The sequence below is a fragment of the Actinophytocola sp. genome, from assembly GCF_009379765.1.
Classification (GTDB): domain Bacteria; phylum Actinomycetota; class Actinomycetes; order Mycobacteriales; family Pseudonocardiaceae; genus Actinophytocola.
The window spans coordinates 55,739-76,492 of the sequence record NZ_WHTD01000016.1 but is presented as its reverse complement, the minus strand read 5'-3'; the positions used below and the strand labels follow the sequence as shown (position 1 = coordinate 76,492).

Sequence of the window (20,754 nt, the reverse complement as noted above, 5' to 3'; positions counted from 1 at the left end):
GGCTTCGGCGACCGCCGCAAGGCGATCCTGCAGGACATCGCGATCCTCACCGGTGGCCAGGTCATCAGCGAGGACGTCGGCCTCAAGCTGGAGAACGCCGACCTGTCGCTGCTGGGTAGCGCCCGCAAGGTCGTCGTCACCAAGGACGAGACGACGATCGTCGAGGGTGCCGGTGACGCCGAGCAGATCCAGGGCCGGGTCAACCAGATCCGCGCCGAGATCGACAAGAGCGACTCCGACTACGACCGCGAGAAGCTGCAGGAGCGGCTGGCGAAGCTCGCCGGCGGCGTCGCGGTCATCAAGGCCGGTGCCGCCACCGAGGTCGAGCTCAAGGAGCGCAAGCACCGCATCGAGGACGCGGTGCGCAACGCCAAGGCCGCCGTCGAGGAGGGCATCGTCGCCGGTGGTGGCGTCGCGCTTCTCCAGGCTGCCGAGCAGGCCTTCGCCGGCCTGAAGCTGACCGGCGACGAGGCGACCGGTGCCAACATCGTGAAGGTCGCGGTCGAGGCTCCGCTCAAGCAGATCGCCGTCAACGCCGGCCACGAGGGCGGGGTTGTCGTCGAGAAGGTGAAGAGCCTGCCGCAGGGCCACGGTCTCAACGCGGCCACCGGTGTGTACGAGGACCTGCTCGCCGCCGGCGTGCCGGACCCGACGAAGGTGACCCGCTCGGCACTGCAGAACGCCGCGTCGATCGCCGCGCTGTTCCTCACCACCGAGGCCGTCGTCGCCGACAAGCCGGAGAAGGCCTCGGCCGCCCCCGGCGGCGGTGACCCGACCGGCGGCATGGACTTCTGATCCAGCCGTAGCTGTATCGCGAAGGGCCCGGACGCGATCTTGCGTCCGGGCCCTTCGCCGTCCCTGCAGGGAAACAGCGTCCCGCAGCTCAACCGGCACCCTGTCCCGACCGTCCTTGATGACGTGGAGACCGAGGGTGCGCCGCGGTGGTGGTGGCGGTTGGTGGCGGTGATCTGCGTCGTCGTGGTCGTCGTCGATGCCGCGGGGTGGTTCCCGTGGCTGCCGAACTGGCGGCCCGCGCTCGACACCGGGGAGCGGTACGGCATCGACGTCTCCCATCACCAGGGCACCATCGACTGGTCGGCCGTGGCCGGGGACGGGATCACCTTCGCCTACGTCAAGGCGTCCGAGGGCGGTGACTGGGTCGACGAGAGCTTCGCCGACAACTGGGCCGGTGCCGGGGAGGCCGGGCTCGACCGCGGCGTCTACCACTTCTTCTCGCTCTGCACCCCCGGCGCCGTGCAGGCCCGGCACTTCCTCGGCGTCCTGCCGCCCGAGGAGAACGCGCTGGCTCCCGCGCTCGACCTCGAGCTCGGGGGCAACTGCGCCGCTCGCCCGGCAGCCGAGGAGGTGCGGGCCGAGGTGGTCGCGTTCCTGCGGCTCGTCGAGGAGGCGTGGGGAAAGCCCGTCCTGCTCTACGTCGGCGTCGAGTTCGAGGACGTGTACCCCGTGCGTGCCGACCTGGACCGCCCGCTCTGGGACCTGCGGTTCTTCTTCCGCCCGAACGTCGAGGGATGGCACATCTGGCAGCTGCACGGCTTCGCGAACGTCGCCGGTGTCGACGGGCGGGTCGACCTCGACATCATGCGCGAGGGTTAGCGGTCAGTCGTCCAGCGGCAGGCAGGTGTGGCAGAAGTCCTCACCGAAGGGCGTGAGGTGGATGCTGCGCCGCACCGTCTTCGGGGCGCGGCCGGCCTTCGCCATCGCCGCCTGGACCTCCGGCTGGACCTCCACCACCTGGTACCGCGACGGCTCGACCTCCTCGCGCGAGAACCACACCAGGCCGAGCCGGAACAGGTTGTTGAGATAGGCGTTGGTACGGCTCAGGTTCCGTGTCCCCGCCTGCCGGCCGATCATCGACAGGCCGGCCTCGATCAGCTCCGAGCCGATGCCCAGCGGCCGGTTGGTCCGCACGTCGACGGTCGGCTGCGGACCCTCCTTGGCAAGGAACCGCAGGATGCGTGCCTCGTCCGGGGTCAGCTCGCCCAGGATCCGCTCGTAGGCCGGATGCATGTCCTCCACGAAGTGCACGTCCGCCGACCGCCGCAGCAGCTCGGCGCCCCGCGCCCGCAGCTCCGCCGCCGACGAGTGGTGCTCGGTGGCCGGGGGAGGCGGCGCGGGGGGCGGGCCGAGCGCCGACTCGGCCGCCGACCTCAGCTCGGCGCCCAGGTCGGTCACGATCTTCACGGGAGACTCGCCGGCCGCGATGCCGCGGACCACCCGGGATCCCGTGTGGACGGTGGTGTTGACCATCCACTGCGCGGTGCTCCAGCCAGCGCCCGCCGCGATCCGCAGCAGGCCGGCACCCTCCTGGAAGGCCTCCGCGGAGCGAGATGAGCCGTTGGGACCAGATGGCATGTCAGCCTCCGAAGATCGCTAGGTGAACCAGCCCGGCGCCGATGCCGAGCACCCCGCCGTGCACGAACAGCAGCCACTCGTCCTGCTTGATCGCCGAGCGGAGCAGCTCGTTGAACTCGTCCGACCGCAGCTGGCGCATCTGCCGCGCCACGAACCGCTTGATCTTCAGCGACTGCTGCTTGCCGAACTCGGTGTCGCCGAACGCCGACGCGAACTCGACCGCCTCGCTCGCCATCGCGTCGCGGATCCGGTCGTAGCGCTCCGTTCCCATGCCGACCCGCACCGCCGACCGCGCGAAGCCGACCGCGCTGTCGATCGCCGGGCGCAGCGAGCGCTCCAGCATCTGCCGGGTCCGGTCCGAGCGCGGGCCGTGGAGCAGCTCGTCGCCGATGTTGCGCATGTTGATGATGTCGTCCGCGATGATCCCGGCCATCACGTCGCTCACCTCGGGCTGGCGGCGCAGGAAGAGACCGTGGAACGTGACCGGGCCGATCTTGCGGGGGAACACCGGCTCGAAGATCAGCTTGATGCCGATCCAGTTGACCACCCAGCCGATGACCGCCCCGCCCAGCGGCAGCACCCACCAGTACGGCAGCACGTCGAGGATGAACACCAGCCCGATGCCCATCGGGAACCCGAAGTAGAAGCCGAAGTTCTGCATGAACCGCAGCTCCTTGCGGCCGACCTCGCGGAGCATGTCGTTCATCAGCTCGGGGTGCTCCTCGAAGTGCCGGATCACCAGCAGCTTCGCGTCGATCAGCTGGTCGATGTACTCGCCGAGCTGGTCGGTCAGCCCGCGCACGATCACCGGCAGCCGCTGCTGGATCCGCGCGTGCACGGCGTCCTTGACCACCGGCGGCAGGTCGTGCCACAGCTGGGGATGCTCGCGCAGCATGATCCGCTCGACCACGCCGCGGATCTCGCCGCGTGCGGTGGCCGCGATGTGGTCGGCGATCTTGTCCGGCTCGAACTCGCGGTAGAAGTCGCCGATGCTGCCCACCTTCAGCAGCGCCTTGTCCACCGAGATGCTCGCCATCTTGGACACCCGGGACGGGATGATGCCCTGCCAGCCGAACCGCCCGTCGCACGTGATCGCCGGGATCACCTGGACCCGCCGTGGCAGGTAGGAGTACAGGAACCGCAGGCCGGGCAGGCGCACCCCGTGGAACCGCATCGGCTGGAACAGCATGATCACGCCGGTCCAGTTGGTGATGTAGCCGATCACGCCGGTGAACAGCGGCACCGAGATCAGGTGCGTCACGAAGCGCGGGTCACCCCACTCGACCGCGAGCACAGTCATCCCGATCCCACCCGTCGTCGCGTGACCCCGATGGCCCCATGGTCATCCGCCGACGATCTTTACGCACCCCGGTGAGCCCCGTCAGCCCGCGCCGAGCAGGATGAACGGCCTGCGCAGCGGGTCGGCGGCGGTGGCCTCGGCGAGTGCGCGGGCCGGCTGGGTGCCGGACGCGAGCCTGCGGTGGTAGTCGGTCATCGTCTCGGCCAGGTCGATCGCGGGTCGCTTGTTCGCGAGCCGCCGGTGGTAGTCGGTCATCGTGAGCGCGGCCGAGCGGTGCCCGACCCGGTTCACCGCGGCCACCACCGTGCGCGAGCCGCTCGCGAGCATCGCGCCGGCGAAGCCCAGCGGCTCGTCGCCCGGCCGGATGCGCGACAGCGCCAGCTCGCACGCGGCCAGCACGATGTGCTCCGGCGGCCGCCGCAGCCGGGCGACCTCGTGCGCCAGCAGGCCGCCGTCGGCGAGCTCCAGCCGGGAGAACAGCGCGTTGGCCGGCTCGTGGGTGCCGTGCGCGGCGATGTGCACGAGCTTGGCGCCGTCCATCGCCTCCAGCACCGCCGCGCTCGTGGCCCGCTCGCCCCGCAGCACCACCGCGTCCGGGTACACCTCGCGCAGGTGGTCGAGCTCCAACACCGACTCCGGCAGGTCCGGCCCGCTCACCAGCACGACCCGCCCGTCGCTCGGCCCTGCCTCGGCGGCGCTCACCCACGCGGTCGCCGACGGCGCGACCGACACCGCGCGCCCGCGCAGCGTCGGCAGCGACTCCCACGGCACCGAGTACAGCCCGCCGAACGGCACGACGACGAGCTCGCGGCCCTCCAGCAGGTCGACCGGGATGCCACCGGGACCGAACAGCTGCTGGTCCAGCGTGGCGATCCGGTGCAGCGCCGACTGCGACACGGCGTTGACCAGCGGCGCGATCAGTTCGTCCGGGGCGAGCGCGTCGAGGTCGGCGTGCAGCTGCCGGGCCACCTCGAGCACCTGCTCCTGGCTGCCGAGCCGGAACAGTCTCGTGCGCCTGCCGCTGACGACGATCGCCGCGAGGTCCTCGCCCGGACCGGCGAAGCTGATCATCGTCCGGTCCCCGAGCCGCTCGATGACCTCCCCCGAGGAGGAGACGGGGCGGGGCTTGCCCCAGTGGCTGGTGTGCCAGCCGAGCCGGGTGACCTCCCGCTGCAGCGCGGTCATCCGCCGCTCGAGGTGCCCGGTCGGCCGGCGCTCCAGGCGGGCCTGCTGCACGGTGCGGGTCACCGCGCGCAGCTCCGCCACGCTGCTGGCGAGCTCCGGGTCGTCGATGACCGGCAGCGGCTCGTAGCGGTACACCTGCGCGCGGGTGCGCTCCTGCCAGTCGAGCAAGCGCCGCGCGTCGGCGTCGGTGCTGGCGCTGTCCAGCACCAGGTTCACGGCGAGCCGGCCCAGCTCCCAGCCGTGGACCGCGGTGCCGCACACCAGGTCCAGCCCGCCCATCCGGTCCCGCGCGGTACCGAGCTCGGTGAGCCCCGCGCGCGCCTGGGCGAGCACCTTGCGGGTCTGACCGCGGGCCAGCGCCACCTCGGCGCGGCAGAGCCGCAGCAGCATCTTGTGGTCGATGGGCGCGATCTTGCGCGGTGGCGGTACCAGGTCGAGCAGCCGCTCGGCGTCGTCGACCTCGCCGCGGCGCAGCGTGAGCCGGACCGCGAGCATCCTGGCCATCGCCGCCTCGTCGGTGAGCCCCACCTCGGCCAGCCGCTCGGCGAGCCGGGCCGCCTTGCCGGGTGACGGCCGGCTCGTCGGGTCGGCGAGCGCCTCGTTGGCCTCGGCCCGAATCTTGGTGAGCGCGGCGACCTCCGCCCACGGCGCGCTGCCCCGCTTGAGGAACCGCCGGTGCGCGGATCCAGCGAGCTGCTTGGCCAGCGTGAGGTCGCCCTCGAGTAGCGCGGCGCCGGCCCGGGCGACCTCGGCCTCGGCGAGGTCCTGGGACAGCCGCAGCCCGCGCAGCACCGGCAGCGCCTCGTCGAGGTGGCGGGCCGCCTCCTCGGCGAGCCCGGCGGTGAGCAGCGCCCGCGCCTGGTCGATCTTGGCGCGGGCCACAAGGCCTGGCGCGACCCCGCGGAAGTCGGCCTCGGCCTGCTCCATGTGCCGTAGCGAGCTGGGCACGTCGCCACGCAGCTGCGCGATCTCACCGAGGTTGCCCCGGGCCTTCATCACCAGGCGAGGAATGTCGTGCTCGGTGGCGAGCTCGATGCAGCGCAGCATGTCCCGCTCGGCCGCCTCGGGCTTGCCGAGGTCGATGTACGCGAGGCCGCGGTTGAGGAATGCCTTGGAGAACAGTTCGGGATCGCCGTCCGGGGTGCCGTGTGCCTGCTCGAGGAGCGTGATCGCCCTGGAGTAGGCGTCGACGGTTTCGGCGTAGTGGCCGACGCGCAGCGCGATCAGCCCGCGCTGGTGGTAGATCCGGCCACGCAGCGTCGAACGTCGCGGCCCTTCGGGGATGGCGCCGATGAGGTCGCTTGCGGTACCGAGGTGCACGAGCCCGTCGGTGACGGTGCCGGTCTCGGCTTCGGTGTAGGACAGCGCGGACAAGGCCCGGATGCGCAGCTCAATGGCATCGGGGGTGCTGAACCCCACCGGGAGCGCCTGGAGTGCCTGGCGAAGCAGCTTGGTGGCCTCGGCAGTGCGCCCGACGTTGCTGGCCCCCACGCCGCGCACGAGCAATGACCGCGCCGTCTCCAAGGCCGACCTGGTCATCGGATCCTCGGCGGCGGTGGTGGCGGACGAACGGGAGCGAGACCGGGGCACCCTCTAATGGCAGCACATCCGCCAAGGGATGGTCTGCCCCGGTCCCGCCTAATTTCTTCCGACCTCGTCGAGTACGGCTACTCGTCGGTGGAGGTCGGAACCGAGTTGTCGTGGAAGCCGGTCGGCTCACTGTTGTCGTGGAAGCCGGTGGTGTGAGTCGTCGATCCACACGTGGCGCATGGCGGGCGCGGGTCGACCGGAGGCTTGGGTGGCTGCGGGCTGGTCATCGCTTTACTCCCCTTTCAGCAGACATGCTGCGTGCTCACCTTCCACTGAGACAAGAGGTGAACATGCACGGTGAGATACATGAGAATATCTGCCGAATGGAGCAATAGGTCCGTTCGGGTTACAAGTCGACAGTTGGAGTTACCACCGTGCGTGACTGTTCTGCGTTCATCCGCACGAGCAGCTGGGTGGTTCCGCGCGGCACCTCGGTGAGTACGAAGCGGCCGCCCTCGTCCGCGGTGGTGGTGGACGAGCCGTGCTCGGCGACCCGGACCTCGACGCCGTGCGCGCCGGCCGGCACCAGCCAGCCGTCGATGCGCTGGCGCTCGCCGGTGCGGGTGACGTTGACCATCACGGTCAGGTCGCCGACGAAGAAGGTGATCGTGCCCGGCAGGCCACCGCGCACGCCGGCCAGCTGATGGCTGTCCGCCCAGCGCGCGACCTCGAGCTCGACATCGTCGATGTCCTCGATGGCGACGGCGAACTGGGTGCGCTCGACCAGCCCCGGTGGGGGTGGGTCGAACTCGTTCACCAGCCGCGCCACCTGGGTCATCAGCTCGTCGTCAGCCTGGTGCGTTCTCATGATCCACTGTCCCCGTTGTAAAGGGCGCGGAGGCTGTTCAGGCAGCGCCCTCTGGTCGGTCCGATACTGCCGTGCGGCATATGCAGGGTCTCGGCGACGGCGCGGTACTCCGCGCGGCCGGCGAGCACGGTGAGCCGCAGCAGCTCCTGGCAGCGCTGCGTGAGCTTGTGGAAGGCGGCCCAGAGCTGGCGGTCCCGCTCGTCGCGCAGCACCTCGTGCTCTGGCGACGGGTCGGTGGTCGGCAGCTGCTCGGCGACCTCGCTGGACAGCTCCACCTGGCCGGAGCCGCGGTGGTTGACCCGCTGGGCCTCCCGCCGCGTGGTGGTGATGAGCCAGCCGGCCAGCGCCCGGGGTTCGGACAGGCGGTTGAGGTGTCGCAGCAGTGCCAGCCACACGGTCTGCACGACATCCTCCGCGCTGGTCCGGTCCAGCCCGTTGCTCCGCGCCACGTGCCACACGAGTGGCGTGAGCTCGGCGACCAGGACGTCGAACGCCGAGCGGTCACCCGCCTGCGCGGCGATCATGCACGCCGCGTGCCGGTCCCGCCCGTCGAGCCCCTCCCAGGGCTTGGCCACGCTTGCGGTCTGCAGTTCGGTCACCGCTTCTCACCCCGCTTCGTGGGTTGTGTTCCTGTTGGCACCACGTCCATCGTGCCAACCCCCTGCGCTCGCGTCGTCTCCACGTCCAGGTCACCCGTCCGGGTCACTGTTAAACGATAGATCGTCTCACCACTCAAGAGCGTGAGTGTGGGGGCCAGATACCGGCCATTCGGGTGGTTACCGGCGGGTTTCATGTGTTTCTCGAGATCAACAAGAGCAGTGCCGCGAGACCGGTCCCGACGCCCGCGAGCAGCGTTCCGCAGCCCCGGCCGACGGCGGTCCGGACCGTGCCGGCACGGACCGCGAGCAAGCTCGCGGTGATCGCCGAGACGAGCACGACCAGGCAGAACACCGCCGAGGCGAACACAACGGCGCCGGTCAGGCCCGGCCGGTCGAGAACGGACGGACCGAAGACGAGAACGACGAAACAAACCAGTGCGCTCGCCCCGAACGACAGCGCGGCGGCGAGCAGCACCAGCGCACGGGCGGTGCCGAGGCGCGAGACGGTGCGGCCTACTGGCTCCTCGGTCACGCCGTCACTCTAGGCGTGAGCGAGAGTGACGGAGCAAGCATCGCACGGAGGAAGACGGCGAGTAGCGGAGGAGCGGAGCGAACCATCCAACACCGTGAGCGGAAGTGACGGAGCGAGCCGTTGAACACCGTGAGCGGAGCGAACCATGAACACAGTCGGTCAGTCCTCGGGGACGACCATCCAGGCGATCAGGTAGAGGATGGCGCCGGTGCCGAAGCCGAGCAGGGTGGCGGCGACCAGGGCGATGCGGACCAGCGCGGCGTCGATGCCGAGCATGGCGGCGACGCCACCGCACACGCCGGCGACCATCCGGTCGGAGCGGTTGCGGCGGAGCTTGCGGACGGGACGGGTCTGTGTGTCGGTGTCGTACATGAGTCCAGGTTCGCTCGCCGGCGGGCCCGCGGCATCGGGGATCAACCCTGGTCGGTCCCGGACCCGGGGCTCCGGGACCGTCCGTACCTCTACAGTCGCAGATGTGGTGGATACGTCGTGGGCGCCGGTCGACTCCCCGGACGAGCTCGCAGACTCGCTCGAGCGGGTCGGTTACTTGGCGGACGAAGGGGTCGCGACGGCGGCGTTCCTCGCGTTGCGGCTGGGCAGGCCGCTGTTCTGCGAGGGCGAGCCGGGCACCGGCAAGACATCGCTCGCGCTGGCGCTGGCCGAGGCGCTCGGGGTGAAGCTGATCAAGCTGCAGTGTCATGAGGGCATCGACTTCACTCAGGCGCTGTACGACTGGGACTTCCCCCGGCAGCTGCTGCACCTGCGCGCGTTGGAGGCGGCCGCGCCCGGTGAGCTGGACTCCGACATGGCGGAGAAGTCGCTGTACTCGCGACGGTTCCTGCTGGCCCGGCCGTTGTTGCGGGCGTTGGAGGAGTCGCCGTGCGTGCTGCTGGTCGACGAGGTCGACCGCGCCGACGACGAGTTCGAGGCGTATCTCCTCGAGGTGCTGGGGGAGAACGCGGTGACCGTGCCGGAGCTCGGCGAGGTGCGGGCCGAGGTGCCGCCGCTGGTGATCCTGACGTCGAACCGGACCCGTGAGGTGCACGACGCGCTGAAGCGGCGGTGCCTTTACCACTGGCTCGAGCACCCTGCGCTCGCGCGCGAGGTGGCGATCCTGCGGCGCCGGCTGCCGGGGTTGTCCCCGCAGCTGGCGAACCAGGTGGCGAGCGCGGTGCGCCGGCTGCGTGAGGTGGAGCTGCTGAAGCCGCCGGGGGTGGCGGAGTCGATCGACTGGGCTGAGGCGCTGCGGGCGCTGGGGAAGTCGGAGCTGGACGCCGCCGCGGCGGCGGCCACGCTGGGCGCGGTGCTCAAGTACCGGGAGGACGCGCAGCGCGTGGTGGCCGCGGGCTTGGACCAGATCCTGGCGGGCTGACGCTGCCGGAGTGCGGTGCTCGGGTGTTGGGGTGGGGATGGGCGTCTTGTCCATGCCTCGATCGTGCCGGCGGCGGAGGGCACGTGCTGGTGTCCCGCGTCGAGTTGTGGACAGCCGCCTCGGCTGTGGACAAGTGGGGTGCGCGACCGCTGCGCGAACCGGATCTTGTCGGTGCGATCTGCTAGCCGAAAATCGGTCGCGTCGGGGGTATCCCTTGGCGCATAGTTGGTCCCGGCGCGCCGAACCACAGGAGGACATCGTGAGCACCGCATTCAGGGGGAGATCGCGGTAGTCCGGTGTCCTCACCGGATGGAGCCGTCGCGGTGTCTGCGGGCCTGTCGCGGTGCCTGCCCCGCGGCGGCTGCCATCCGGTTCCCGGGAGCCGTCCCTTCAGCTCCGAAGCGGACGGCTCCCCGAGCCCCCACGAACCACGTTCCGGCACCCCGTGCCCGGCTCCGCTACCTGGCCATGGTCGCGGCGGGGAGCCCCGCCTGGCGCCGGCCGCGATCCGGCCGGCGCCAGGTTAGGTTCGACATATGGACATGGTGAGCGTTCGTTATCTGGTCGCCGACGTCGACGCGGCCATCGACTTCTACTCGACCCTGCTCGGCTTCACCGTAGACATGCATCCGGCGCCCGGGTTCGCGATGCTCTCCCGCGGCCCGCTGCGCCTGCTGCTGAGCACGCCGACCGGCGGTGGCGGCGCCGGCCGACCCATGCCGGACGGCCGGGTGCCCGAGCCGGGTGGCTGGAACCGTTTCCAGCTCACCGTCGACGACCTCGAGACCGCTGTCGCCCGGCTGCGTGCCGCCGGGGTCCGCTTCCGCAACGAGATCGTCACAGGTGTCGGCGGCAAACAGATCCTCGTGGACGATCCGTCGGGCAACCCGGTGGAGCTGTTCGAGTCGTTCGGCTGACCGCTTTATTGCGAGATACATTGCGCGGAATTCATCTCGGTTTGATCTTCGGCTATTGCTGGCTACAATTTGGCCAAATGTCCGATCCATGACCGGTCGGGATGGGCGAGTAGGGTGAATTCCTTGCTCCGCTATGGTCATCGCGGCAGGTGGCGGCAAGGGTCGGGGTCGGAGACAGGACAGCACGGACAATTCCATAGTTGTGTGTCAGGTGACGCAGAACAATTGCCGATCCCATGTGAACCTCTAATTGTCGAGGTGGTCGGGGGAGGGGAGGCAAGGGCGTGCAGACTTACCTGCCGATGTCGTTCGCGCTCAAGCTGGCGGCGTTCTGCCTGGTTGTCGGGTTCGTCGCCGGAATGTGGCTCAGCTCGGCAGCGATGTCCACACCGGACTCCCAGCCGACCCGCTCGCCGTCGACCCAGGTGCCGGATGGGGCACCTGGGCATCCGCGAGGAGAGGACGGGTCATGGAGTCCCACCGGTTCGCGGACCTGGTGACATGGTTGGTCTCGTTGCTGACAGCCACGGGGTGAGATGACTGGGGGTAGGGTGGGCCGGACGGTGCTCGGAACCGTCCGGCCCACTCTTTTCAGCCGTTCCACTGCACGCCGTAGGCGAATCCTTGGCGTGGCTCCGGATAAACCTGGTGTATCTCCCCCGCGGCGTCCGGGCTGAGCAGCTCACCACTCGGCTGGCCGTCGTCGACCACCCGCAGCGGGCTGTCCGTCACCCGCCACAGCGTCCGCGGCGTGCGTGCCGGGTCGAACCGCAGCCGCAGCTCGAACAGGTCGCACCGCCGGTACGGCACGAACAGGTAGTGCGGCCGCACCGGCTGCCCCGCCGGCACCCGCAGCCGCATCGCGTACTCGTGGTCCTGCCCGATGCCGAGCTCCGCCGGCAGCTCGACGGTGAACTCGAAGTGGCTCTCCGAACGCCGCTCCCGCCGCACCAGCCGCCCGCCGTAGAGCATCGCCACGCCGAGGTCGTGGGTGGGCCGCCGGTCGGCCGGATGCCGGGGCAGGCTGAACTCGGTGCCCAGCTCGCCGACCCCGTCCTGGGTGGCGACCACCGTCCGCGTCTCGGTGACCTCCGGCGCCTGCCCGTCCAGCCGCACCAGTGCGCTGAACCGGCGCACGTACCAGCCGTCGCCGGGCTCGTCCGGCTCGTCGGGCAGCGTGTCGACCAGCTCGGCGAGCAGCTCGCAGGCCTGGTCGGCGCGCCGCCGCGCGGTCCGCGAGTCCCTGGCGAGCCGGCGGGCGAGCCACTCCAGGCGTTCGCCGAGCCGCGGGTGCGTGGTGTCCTCGTGCAGCCCCAGCGCGGCCAGCAGCGCCAGCCGCAGGTCGTCCGGCAGCCGCGCGGCGAGGTCGCGCAACCTCATGCCGAGCCGGTCGCGAACGGTCGCCGACGGGTCGTCCGGACCAATGCCGCACAGCCGCCGCAGGGCGGGCCCGACCCGGTCGGCGATGTTGGTCGAGTGCACGCCGCGGCCCTTGCGGAGGCGCTTGAGTTCGTCGGTGAGCGTCGCGTGGTCCGGCATCAGGTATCCGTGGTGGGAAGTAACCCTGAACCTACTGGGTTGAACAAGTAACAATAGGAGGGTGCCCTTGTCCGACACGCTCGACCCGCTGCCGGGTCTGGTCGGCTTCGCCGCCGCACTGCGGGAGGCGGGGCTGCCGGCCGACGCCCAGCGGGTGCAGGCGTACCTCGGGGCCGTGCGGGCCGTGGACGTCGCCGATCCGGACCAGCTGTACTGGGCCGGTCGGCTGACCCTGTGCGCCGAGCCGGACGACCTGCCCCGCTACGACGACGCGTTCGCGGCCTGGTTCACCGCCAAGGAGCCGCGCAGGCGCAGGTCGATGATGCCGCCCAAGCCGCGGCAGGCCACCATGGCCGCGCTAACCGACGTCGCCGGCAACGGCTCGTCGCCGGAGCGCGAGGACGAGGAGCTGAAGGTCGCGGCGAGCGACACCGAGGTGCTGCGGCACCGCGACATCTCCGCGCTCACCGCCGCCGAGCGCGAGCACCTGCGTGAGCTGATGGCGACGCTGCGCCTGGAGCCGCCGCAGCGCAGGTCGATGCGGTCGCGCCCGACGAGGTCCGGCCGGCTCGACGTGCCCAAGGTGCTGCGCGCCATGCGGGCCGCGGGCGGCGAGCCGATCCGGCTGGCATACCGGGGGCGGGGCCGGCGGCCGCGGCGGGTGGTGCTGCTCATCGACGTGTCCGGCTCGATGACCCCCTACGCCGACGCGCTGCTGCGGTTCGCGCACGCGGTCACCCGCGCGGCACCCGCCACCACCGAGGTCTTCACCGTCGGCACCCGGCTCACCAGGCTGTCCCGCCAGCTGCGCGCCCGCGACCCGCAGGAGGCGCTCACCGCGGCGTCGCGCGCGGTGCCCGACTTCGCGGGCGGCACTCGGCTCGGCGAGACGTTGCGCGCGTTCCTCGACCGGTGGGGCCAGCGCGGCCTCGCCCGGCGCGCGGTCGTGGTGCTGTTCTCCGACGGCTGGGAGCGGGGCGACGCGTCGCTGCTCGGCGAGCAGCTGGCCCGCCTTCGCCGGCTCGCACACGCGGTGTTGTGGGTCAACCCGCATGCCGGGCGGGACGGGTACGCGCCGGTGCAGTCCGGCATCGCGGCGGCGCTGCCGCACCTGGACCTGCTGCTGGCCGGGCACAGCCTGGCCACGCTGGAAGAGCTACTGATGGAGGTTCGCCGTGCGTGACGTGCTGGACGAGCTGATGCGCCGGTACTCGGCCGGTGAGCCGATCGCGCTGGGAACGGTGGTGGCGACGTTCTCCTCGGCGCCGCGTGCGCCGGGGGCGGCGATGCTGGTCGCGCCGGACGGGACGGTGTCCGGCAGCGTCTCGGGCGGGTGCGTGGAGGGGGCGGTCTACGAGCTGGGCCAGCAGGTCCTCGGCGACGGCGCCCCGGTTCTGCAGCGGTACGGCGTGAGCGACGACGACGCGTTCGCGGTGGGGCTGACCTGCGGCGGGATCATCGACATCTACACCGAGCGGATCTCGGCGGCGGACTTCCCGGAGTTCGTCGACCTGGCGAAGTCGATCCAGAGCGAGGAGCCGGTGGCGCTCGCGACCGTGGTGGCGCACCCCTTGCCGGAGCGGCTGGGCAAGCGGCTCGTGGTGTGGCCCGGGCGGACCGTCGGCGACCTGGGGACCTCCCGGATCAACGACGCGGTGGCCGACGACGCGCGCGGCATGCTCGCCAACGGCCGGACCGGCACGCTGCACTACGGCGTGGAGGGCGAGCGGCGCGGCGAGGGCATGTCGGTGTTCGTGAGCTCGTTCGAGCCGCCGCCCCGGCTGCTGGTGTTCGGCGCGATCGACTTCGCGGCGGCGATGGCGCGGCTCGGGTCGTTCCTCGGATACCGGGTGACGGTGTGCGACGCGCGCCCGGTGTTCGCGACGAAGAGCCGCTTCCCGCAGGCCGACGAGGTGGTGGTCGACTGGCCGCACCGGTACCTGGCGGCCGAGGTGGAGGCGGACCGGATCGACGGGCGAACGGTGGTCGCGGTGCTCACCCACGACCCGAAGTTCGACGTGCCGGTGCTGGAGGTCGCCTTGCGTGCCGACGTCGGCTACGTGGGCGCGATGGGCTCCCGGCGCACCCACGAGGACCGGATGGCCCGCCTGCGGGAGGCGGGGCTGTCCGAGGAGGAGCTGGCCCGGCTCGCGTCGCCGATCGGCCTCGACCTGGGGGCACGCACCCCGGAGGAGACGGCGGTGTCGATCGCGGCGGAGGTCATCTCGATGCGCTGGGGCGGGGCCGGCAGCCGGCTCACCGAGGCCAGCGGCCGCATCCACCGTGAGCCGTAACGCATCGCGATGTGATGCGGCCTGGTGATGATAGGATGTGATGCATGAGCAAGCGCACCACGGTGACGTTAACGGACCAGGACGAGCAGATCGTCCGCGCGTTCGGCGATCCCGACCGGCCGGAAAGCGCGATACTCCGGGACACGGCGGAAGCACACGGCATCGTTCTCGCGGAAGGTGCATCCGAGGCGGCTGTGATCCGGGGACTGATGGCGGCCGGTGCGGCGGCGATCCGAGGACAGTTGTTGGAGCGCGGATACCAGCGGGTCGCGGAGATGTACTCCGAGGTGCACGACGCCGATGAGGCGGCCGCCCGCCGGCGGCGCTACGCCGATCGAGTCGATCGCGTGATGCCTGGATGAGCCCGGTTCCCGTCCGGGGCCAGATCTACCGGGTCGACATCGGATATGGCCCGAAGCCCTGGCTCATCGTGTCCAACAACCGCAGGAACCGGGTTCTCTCCGATGTGCTCGCGGTCCGGATCACCACGACCGACAAGCACCCGGACCTGCCGACCTGGGTGCGGCTCCAGGGCGCCGATCCCCTTGTCGGGTACGTGAACGCCGACGATGTTCAGCAACTCGGCAAGGATGAGCTCGGGCAGTTGCTGGGCAGTCTGGCGCCGGCGACCCTGATGCGGGTGAACGAGGCGCTCCGGATCGTGCTCGCACTGCCCTAAGTGGACGGTCGGCGCACTCAGGCGCACTCAGGCGCACTCAGGCGGGCTCCAGGACGCGTGGCGTCCGGGCGCTCCGCATGCCGTCGGCCGTCAGGACGGCCAGGCCCAGCCACACGATCGCGAAGCCCAGCCAGCGCTCCGGCGGCATCCGCTCGTGGAACACGAGCACGCCGAACGCGAACTGCAGGACCGGCGCGAGGTACTGGAGCAGCCCGATCATCGACAGCGGGATCCGCACCGCCGCACCGCCGAAGGCCAGCAGCGGCAGCGTCGACACGATCCCGCCGCCCACCAGCAGCAGCGCGTGGCCGGCGCCCAGCGAGAAGAACGTGCCCGACCCGTCGGCCTCCACGAAGCAGATGTAGGCGAGCGCCGGTACCAGCGTGACGCCGGCCTCGATGCCCACCGACTCGACGGCCGCGACCCCGGCCAGCTTCTTCACCAGCCCGTAGGTCGAGAAGCTGAACGCGAGGATCAGCGCGACCCACGGCACCTGCCCGTAGCCGATCGCCAGCACCACGACCGCGACCGCGCCGAGCCCGACCGCGACCCACTGCCAGGTCCGCAGCCGCTCGCCCAGCAGCAGCACGCCGATCAGCACGGACACCAGCGGTCCGGTGAAGTAGCCGAGTGCCGTCTCCACCACGCGCCCGTTGTTCACGCCCCAGATGTAGGCGCCCCAGTTGAACGCGATCAGCACCGCCGCGGTCGCCAGCAGAACCAGCCGGCGCCGGTCGGCCAGCACCGCGCGGACCGGCGCGAACCCCGTGCCGCGCCGCCGGCCGAGCCACCACACCACGCCGAGCACGACGACCAGCGACCACACCATCCGGTGCGCCAGCGTCTCCAGCGCGCCCGCGTCGCCGAGCAGCGTCCAGTACAGCGGGAACAGGCCCCACAGCCCGTACGCGGTCGCGCCGAGCACGACCCCGCGCCGGTACTCGGGAAAATTGTCCGGAATCGCCCGCTGACCAGCGACGGAGGAGGCCACGTCACTGATCGTAAGCGGTGCGAACGATCCTAAGCCCGGATGTAGCGAAGTATCACATGCCGGCTGTCGAACGTCGTGATGTCGGACCGCTCCAGCGACAGGGTGCCGAACTCGCCGTTGATCATGGGGATCCCGGTGCCGAGCATGATCGGGTACAGCTTCACGATCACCTCGTCGATCTCGTCCTTCAGCGCCCCGGCCAGCCGGGCGCCGCCGGCCAGGTAGATGCCCAGCCCGTCCTCGGCCTTGAGCTCGCGGACCCGGGCCACCGGGTCGCCGGCGACGATCTCCACGGCCGGGTCGGGGGAGGACAGGGTCGTCGACACGACGAGCTGGCGCAGGTGCGCGTACGGACTCGGGACGCCGATGTCGATGGCGGGCTGGTAGGTCACCCGGCCCTGGACGACCGTGTCGAACAGCTTGTTGGGCGCGTCGGCGATGCCGAGGTGCGGTCGCACGTGCGACGGGATCGTCTCGGGGTACTCGCTGGTCAGATAGCCCAGGTACGCCTCGGGTGTGGGGTACATGTCGTACTCCCCACCGGGTCCGGCGATGAACCCGTCGACCGACATGGCGATCATGTACGTCAGCTTCCGCATGGGGCGCGCCCTCCGATTTCGCGCACCGATCCACTTTTCCACGCCTGGACTTGTCCGATCGGTCCGGCGGGGGCAGGCTCGTGTGCTGTGAGTCCGCTCACGCGTTTCCCGAACCGACCAGCCGTGGCCGTCTGTGTCGTATTGGAGGCCCCATGCGCATCACCGTGACCGTTGACGGAACCAAGTACACCGACGACGTCGAACCACGCCAACTGCTCGTGCACTATCTGCGCGATCGTCTCGGGAAGGTCGGCACCGTGGTGGGCTGTGACACCAGCAACTGCGGCGCTTGCACCGTCCACCTCGACGGGCACAGCGTGAAGTCCTGCTCCGTGCTCGCCGTCCAGGCCGACGGCAGCGAGGTCACCACGATCGAAGGTCTGGCCCGCGACGGCCGGCTTCATCCGGTGCAGCGGGCCTTCCACGAGAACCACGCCCTGCAGTGCGGCTTCTGCACGCCAGGGATGATCATGCAGTCGATCGACCTCCTCGCCGACAACCCGGACCCGGACGACCAGGCCGTGCGCGAGGGCCTCGAGGGCAACCTCTGCCGCTGCACCGGCTACCAGAACATCGTCCGCGCGGTGCGCGACGCCGCCAGCCACATGAAGGGCGGCGCGGGCCCCGAGGCCGAGCAGGTCAGCGAGACCAGCGGTGTCGTGGGAGGCGGCAACTGATGTCCATCGACGTACTCGTCCCCGCGGAGGTGGCGATATGACCGCGACCATCGAGCCCGAGGTCGGCAAGAGTCGCAAGCGCAAGGAGGACGCGCGGCTGCTCACCGGCCGCACCCGCTGGACCGACAACCTCGTGTTGCCAGGGCTCCTGCACATGGCGATCCTGCGCAGCCCCATGGCGCACGCCCGGATCACCAAGGTCGACGCGTCGGCCGCCAAGGACATGCCCGGCGTCGTCGCCGTGATGACCGGTGCGGACCTCGCCGACGAGCAGGGCAGCCTGCCGTGCGCGTGGCCGATCACCGCCGACATGAAGGCGCCCGCCGCCCCGTCGATCGCCGTGGACCAGGTCAACTTCGCCGGTGAGGCGGTCGCGGTCGTGGTCGCCCGCAGCGCCTACGAGGCGGCCGACGCGCTCGAGTCGATCGACATCGACTACGACGAGCTGCCCGTGGTGCTCGACATGGCGGCAGCGGTCGCCGACGGGGCCGACCTGGTGCACGAGGACCTCGGCTCCAACGCCAGCGCCACGTGGATCTTCGACTCCGGCGAGGCCGGCTCCGGCGGTGACGTCGAGCAGGCGATCTCCGAAGCCGAGGTGCTGATCGAGCGCACCTACCGCCAGCAGCGGCTGATCCCGGCGTTCATGGAGCCCCGCTCGGTGGTCGTCGACCCGACCGGCGAGCAGTACACGATGTGGTCGGCCACCCAGATCCCGCACATCTTGCGGCTGATGCTCGCGATGACGCTGTCCGTGCCCGAGCACAAGGTCCGGGTGATCGCGCCGGACGTGGGCGGCGGCTTCGGCGGCAAGCTGCAGGTCACGCCCGAGGAGGTGCTGACCTTCCTCGTGGCCCGCCGGGTCGGCAAGCCGGTGAAGTACACCGAGTCGCGCAGCGAGAGCATGATGTCGGGCCACCACGGCCGCGACCAGATCCAGAAGCTGACCCTCGCCGCGCGCCGCGACGGCACGGTCACCGGACTGAAGGTGGAGCTGCTCGCCGACATGGGCGCGTACCTGCGCCTGGTCACGCCGGGGGTGCCGATCCTCGGCGCGTTCATGTACAACGCGATCTACAAGTTCCCGGCCTACCGCTTCGTGTGCACCAACGTGTTCACGAACAAGACGCCGACCGACGCCTACCGCGGCGCGGGCCGCCCGGAAGCCACCTACGCCATCGAGCGCCTGATGGACGAGCTGGCCGCCGAGCTCGGCGTGGACCCGATGGAGGTCCGCGAGAAGAACTGGATCAAGCACGAGGAGTTCCCGTTCACCACGGTCGCGGGCCTCACCTACGACTCGGGCAACTACGAGGCGGCCACGGCCAAGGCCAAGGAGCTGTTCGGCTACGACGCCCTGCGGGCCGAGCAGAAGGAACGTCGCGAACGCGGTGACGCGGTCCAGCTCGGCATCGGCATCTCGACGTTCACCGAGATGTGCGGCCTCGCGCCGTCGCGGGTGCTCGGCTCGCTGTCCTACGGGGCGGGCGGCTGGGAGCACGCGGCGATCCGGATGCTGCCCACCGGCAAGGTCGAGGTCGTCACCGGCTCCTCGCCGCACGGCCAGGGCCACGAGACGGCCTGGAGCCAGATCGTCGCCGACCAGCTGGGCGTGCCGTTCGAGGACGTCGAGGTCCTCCACGGCGACACCCAGTCCTCGCACAAGGGCATGGACACCTACGGCTCGCGTTCGCTGACCGTCGGTGCGATGGCCGTGGTGGCCGCCGCGGACAAGGTGAAGGCCAAGGCCGCGAAGGTCGCCGCGCACATGCTGGAAGCGGGCGAGGGCGACGTCGAGTTCGCGAACGGCTCGTTCCAGGTGCGTGGCGCGGGCACCGAGGCGTCCGGGGCCAAGTCGGTGTCCATCCAGGACATCGCGCTGGCCGTGTTCGCCGCGCACGACCTGCCCGACGGTGTCGAGCCGAACCTGGACTCCGAGGCCACGTTCGACCCGGAGAACTTCTCCTTCCCGCACGGCACGCACCTGTGCGCCACCGAGGTGGACACGGAGACGGGCCGGGTCGGGATCCGTTCCTACGTGTGCGTCGACGACATCGGCAAGGTCATCAACCCGCTGATCGTCGAGGGCCAGGTGCACGGCGGGCTCGCCCAGGGCATCGCGCAGGCGCTGTTCGAGGAGGCCGTGCACGACGAGTCGGGCACGCTGACCACGGGCACGCTCGCCGACTACCTGGTGCCGACCGCGGCCGACCTGCCCGCGTTCGTCACCGACCGGACCGAGACGCCGTCGACGTCGAACGTGCTGGGCGTCAAGGGCGTCGGCGAGGCCGGCACGATCGCCTCGACCCCGGCCGTGGTCAACGCCGTGGTCGACGCGGTGCGCCACTTCGGGGTGAACGACATCCAGATGCCGTGCACGCCCATGCGGGTGTGGCAGGCCATCCAGTCCGGAGGTGCCAAGTGATCCCCGCGGCATTCGACTACGTCGCGCCGACAACCGTCGACGACGCCGTCCGGGCGCTGGCCGAGGCGGGTGAGGACGCCAAGGTCATCGCGGGCGGCCAGAGCCTGCTGCCGGTGCTGCGGATGCGCCTCGCGGCACCGTCCAAGCTGATCGACCTCGGCAAGGTCGCCGAGCTGCGTGGTGTCCGCGAGGACGGCGACAGCCTGGTGATCGGCGCCATGACCACGCACTACGACGTGCAGCACGACGCGCTGGTCGCCGAGCACGCGGCGTTGCTGGCCGCGGCGACCGACACGGTGGCCGACCCGCAGGTGCGCCACCGCGGCACGTTCGGCGGCTCGCTCGCGCACGCCGACCCGGCGGGTGACCTGCTGGCCACGGTGCTCGCACTGGACGCCGAGATGGTCGTGTCCGGAATGGACGGCCGGCGGAGGATACCGGCGGCGGACTTCTTCACGGACTTCTTCACCACCTCGATGAGCCAGGGCGAGATCCTGGTCGAGGTGCGGATCCCGAAGAAGACCGGCTGGTCGGCGCACTACGAGAAGTTCAACCGGGTGGCCCAGGCGTGGCCGATCGTGGCGGTGGCGGTGGCGGTGCGCGTCGAGGGCGGCTCGATCGCCGAGGCCAGGGTCGGGCTGACCAACATGGCCGCGACCCCGGTCCGGGCGACCGCGGTCGAGCAGGCCCTGGTCGGGCAGCCGGCCACGGCCGAGGCGATCAAGGCGGCGGCCGCGCACGCGGCGGAGGGCACCAGTCCCGCTGCCGACGGCAACGCCGACATCGAGTTCCGCCAGCACCTCGCGCGGGTGCTCACCTCTCGGGCGGTATCCGCGGCTGCCGGCGCATAGTCTGGACCCACGGCCCCGGGCGA

Annotated in this window: 22 protein-coding genes; 12 read left to right on the top strand and 10 right to left on the bottom strand. The window is 70.9% G+C overall.

What is annotated here, in order from left to right; all coding sequences use genetic code 11:
• On the top strand, nt 1–795 hold a 795-nt coding region (gene groEL, locus GEV28_RS07360; protein WP_291409918.1), incomplete at its 5' end, for a chaperonin GroEL.
• Between the two features lie 123 nt (nt 796–918).
• Nucleotides 919–1,614 (top strand): GH25 family lysozyme, encoded by a 696-nt coding sequence (locus GEV28_RS07355; RefSeq protein ID WP_291409916.1) that lies wholly within the window; start codon nt 919–921, stop codon nt 1,612–1,614.
• Between the two features lie 3 nt (nt 1,615–1,617).
• Here the strand turns inward: GEV28_RS07355 and GEV28_RS07350 are convergent, their stop codons facing one another.
• The 7 genes from GEV28_RS07350 to GEV28_RS07320 all read right to left on the bottom strand — a co-directional run bounded on the left by GEV28_RS07350 (nt 1,618) and on the right by GEV28_RS07320 (nt 8,759).
• Nucleotides 1,618–2,373 (bottom strand): Abi-alpha family protein, encoded by a 756-nt coding sequence (locus tag GEV28_RS07350; protein WP_291409913.1) that lies wholly within the window; start codon nt 2,371–2,373, stop codon nt 1,618–1,620.
• 1 nt (nt 2,374) lies between these two features.
• Nucleotides 2,375–3,673, bottom strand: coding sequence for a hypothetical protein (locus GEV28_RS07345; protein WP_291409911.1), 1,299 nt, complete (start codon nt 3,671–3,673; stop codon nt 2,375–2,377).
• 81 nt (nt 3,674–3,754) lie between these two features.
• Nucleotides 3,755–6,397, bottom strand: coding sequence for a CHAT domain-containing protein (locus tag GEV28_RS07340; protein WP_291409909.1), 2,643 nt, complete (start codon nt 6,395–6,397; stop codon nt 3,755–3,757).
• A 397-nt stretch (nt 6,398–6,794) separates the two neighbouring features.
• Complete coding sequence (locus GEV28_RS07335; RefSeq protein ID WP_291409907.1) at nt 6,795–7,256, bottom strand: carboxypeptidase regulatory-like domain-containing protein; 462 nt, start codon at nt 7,254–7,256, stop codon at nt 6,795–6,797.
• Nucleotides 7,253–7,855, bottom strand: a complete 603-nt coding sequence (locus tag GEV28_RS07330) for a sigma-70 family RNA polymerase sigma factor (protein WP_291409905.1) — start codon at nt 7,853–7,855, stop codon at nt 7,253–7,255. Before GEV28_RS07330 ends, GEV28_RS07335 begins: the two co-directional genes overlap by 4 nt.
• 190 nt (nt 7,856–8,045) lie before the next feature.
• Entirely contained in the window at nt 8,046–8,387 is a 342-nt protein-coding gene (locus GEV28_RS07325; protein WP_291409903.1) for a hypothetical protein, read from the bottom strand.
• A 159-nt stretch (nt 8,388–8,546) separates the two neighbouring features.
• A complete protein-coding gene (locus GEV28_RS07320) occupies nt 8,547–8,759 on the bottom strand; it encodes a PspC domain-containing protein (protein WP_291409902.1) in 213 nt (70 codons plus the stop codon).
• Between the two features lie 106 nt (nt 8,760–8,865).
• Here GEV28_RS07320 and GEV28_RS07315 point away from each other — a divergent pair, with 106 nt between their 5' ends.
• From GEV28_RS07315 to GEV28_RS07305, 3 genes are all read left to right on the top strand, one after another.
• Nucleotides 8,866–9,759 (top strand): MoxR family ATPase, encoded by an 894-nt coding sequence (locus GEV28_RS07315; RefSeq protein ID WP_291409900.1) that lies wholly within the window; start codon nt 8,866–8,868, stop codon nt 9,757–9,759.
• A 536-nt stretch (nt 9,760–10,295) separates the two neighbouring features.
• On the top strand, nt 10,296–10,676 hold the full coding sequence (locus GEV28_RS07310; RefSeq protein ID WP_291409898.1) for a VOC family protein: 381 nt from the start codon (nt 10,296–10,298) through the stop codon (nt 10,674–10,676).
• Nucleotides 10,677–10,960: 284 nt separating this feature from the next.
• Entirely contained in the window at nt 10,961–11,176 is a 216-nt protein-coding gene (locus GEV28_RS07305) for a hypothetical protein (RefSeq protein WP_291409896.1), read from the top strand.
• Nucleotides 11,177–11,267: 91 nt separating this feature from the next.
• Here GEV28_RS07305 and GEV28_RS07300 read toward each other — a convergent pair whose 3' ends face one another.
• The gene (locus GEV28_RS07300) at nt 11,268–12,215 is read right to left on the bottom strand and encodes a hypothetical protein (RefSeq protein WP_291409894.1); all 948 of its coding nucleotides are present in this window, start codon (nt 12,213–12,215) and stop codon (nt 11,268–11,270) included.
• A gap of 67 nt (nt 12,216–12,282) precedes the next feature.
• Between GEV28_RS07300 and GEV28_RS07295 the strand changes: the two genes are divergently transcribed.
• The 4 genes from GEV28_RS07295 to GEV28_RS07280 are packed head-to-tail and all read left to right on the top strand — an operon-like array spanning nt 12,283 to nt 15,188.
• Nucleotides 12,283–13,398: a VWA domain-containing protein gene (locus GEV28_RS07295; RefSeq protein ID WP_291409892.1), complete on the top strand. Its 1,116-nt coding sequence runs from the start codon at nt 12,283–12,285 to the stop codon at nt 13,396–13,398.
• Nucleotides 13,391–14,509 carry an XdhC/CoxI family protein gene (locus GEV28_RS07290; protein ID WP_291409891.1) on the top strand — a complete coding sequence of 373 codons (1,119 nt, stop codon included), beginning with the start codon at nt 13,391–13,393 and terminating at the stop codon, nt 14,507–14,509. Before GEV28_RS07295 ends, GEV28_RS07290 begins: the two co-directional genes overlap by 8 nt.
• 44 nt (nt 14,510–14,553) lie before the next feature.
• Nucleotides 14,554–14,871 (top strand): hypothetical protein, encoded by a 318-nt coding sequence (locus GEV28_RS07285; protein WP_291409890.1) that lies wholly within the window; start codon nt 14,554–14,556, stop codon nt 14,869–14,871.
• Entirely contained in the window at nt 14,868–15,188 is a 321-nt protein-coding gene (locus tag GEV28_RS07280) for a type II toxin-antitoxin system PemK/MazF family toxin (RefSeq protein WP_291409889.1), read from the top strand. The genes GEV28_RS07285 and GEV28_RS07280 overlap by 4 nt, the downstream gene beginning before the upstream one ends.
• Nucleotides 15,189–15,225: 37 nt before the next feature.
• Here GEV28_RS07280 and rarD read toward each other — a convergent pair whose 3' ends face one another.
• Together rarD and GEV28_RS07270 are read right to left on the bottom strand one after the other, a co-directional pair.
• Entirely contained in the window at nt 15,226–16,179 is a 954-nt protein-coding gene (gene rarD / locus GEV28_RS07275; protein ID WP_291409888.1) for an EamA family transporter RarD, read from the bottom strand.
• A gap of 29 nt (nt 16,180–16,208) precedes the next feature.
• On the bottom strand, nt 16,209–16,778 hold the full coding sequence (locus GEV28_RS07270) for a dihydrofolate reductase family protein (RefSeq protein ID WP_291409887.1): 570 nt from the start codon (nt 16,776–16,778) through the stop codon (nt 16,209–16,211).
• Between the two features lie 152 nt (nt 16,779–16,930).
• Here GEV28_RS07270 and GEV28_RS07265 point away from each other — a divergent pair, with 152 nt between their 5' ends.
• Genes GEV28_RS07265 through GEV28_RS07255 form a run of 3 tightly spaced genes read left to right on the top strand, consistent with a single transcriptional unit; the run spans nt 16,931 to nt 20,731 of the window.
• Nucleotides 16,931–17,455, top strand: coding sequence for a (2Fe-2S)-binding protein (locus tag GEV28_RS07265; RefSeq protein ID WP_291409885.1), 525 nt, complete (start codon nt 16,931–16,933; stop codon nt 17,453–17,455).
• A gap of 37 nt (nt 17,456–17,492) precedes the next feature.
• Entirely contained in the window at nt 17,493–19,880 is a 2,388-nt protein-coding gene (locus GEV28_RS07260) for a xanthine dehydrogenase family protein molybdopterin-binding subunit (RefSeq protein ID WP_291409883.1), read from the top strand.
• Nucleotides 19,877–20,731 (top strand): xanthine dehydrogenase family protein subunit M, encoded by an 855-nt coding sequence (locus tag GEV28_RS07255; protein ID WP_291409881.1) that lies wholly within the window; start codon nt 19,877–19,879, stop codon nt 20,729–20,731. Before GEV28_RS07260 ends, GEV28_RS07255 begins: the two co-directional genes overlap by 4 nt.
• Nucleotides 20,732–20,754: the final 23 nt, after the last annotated feature.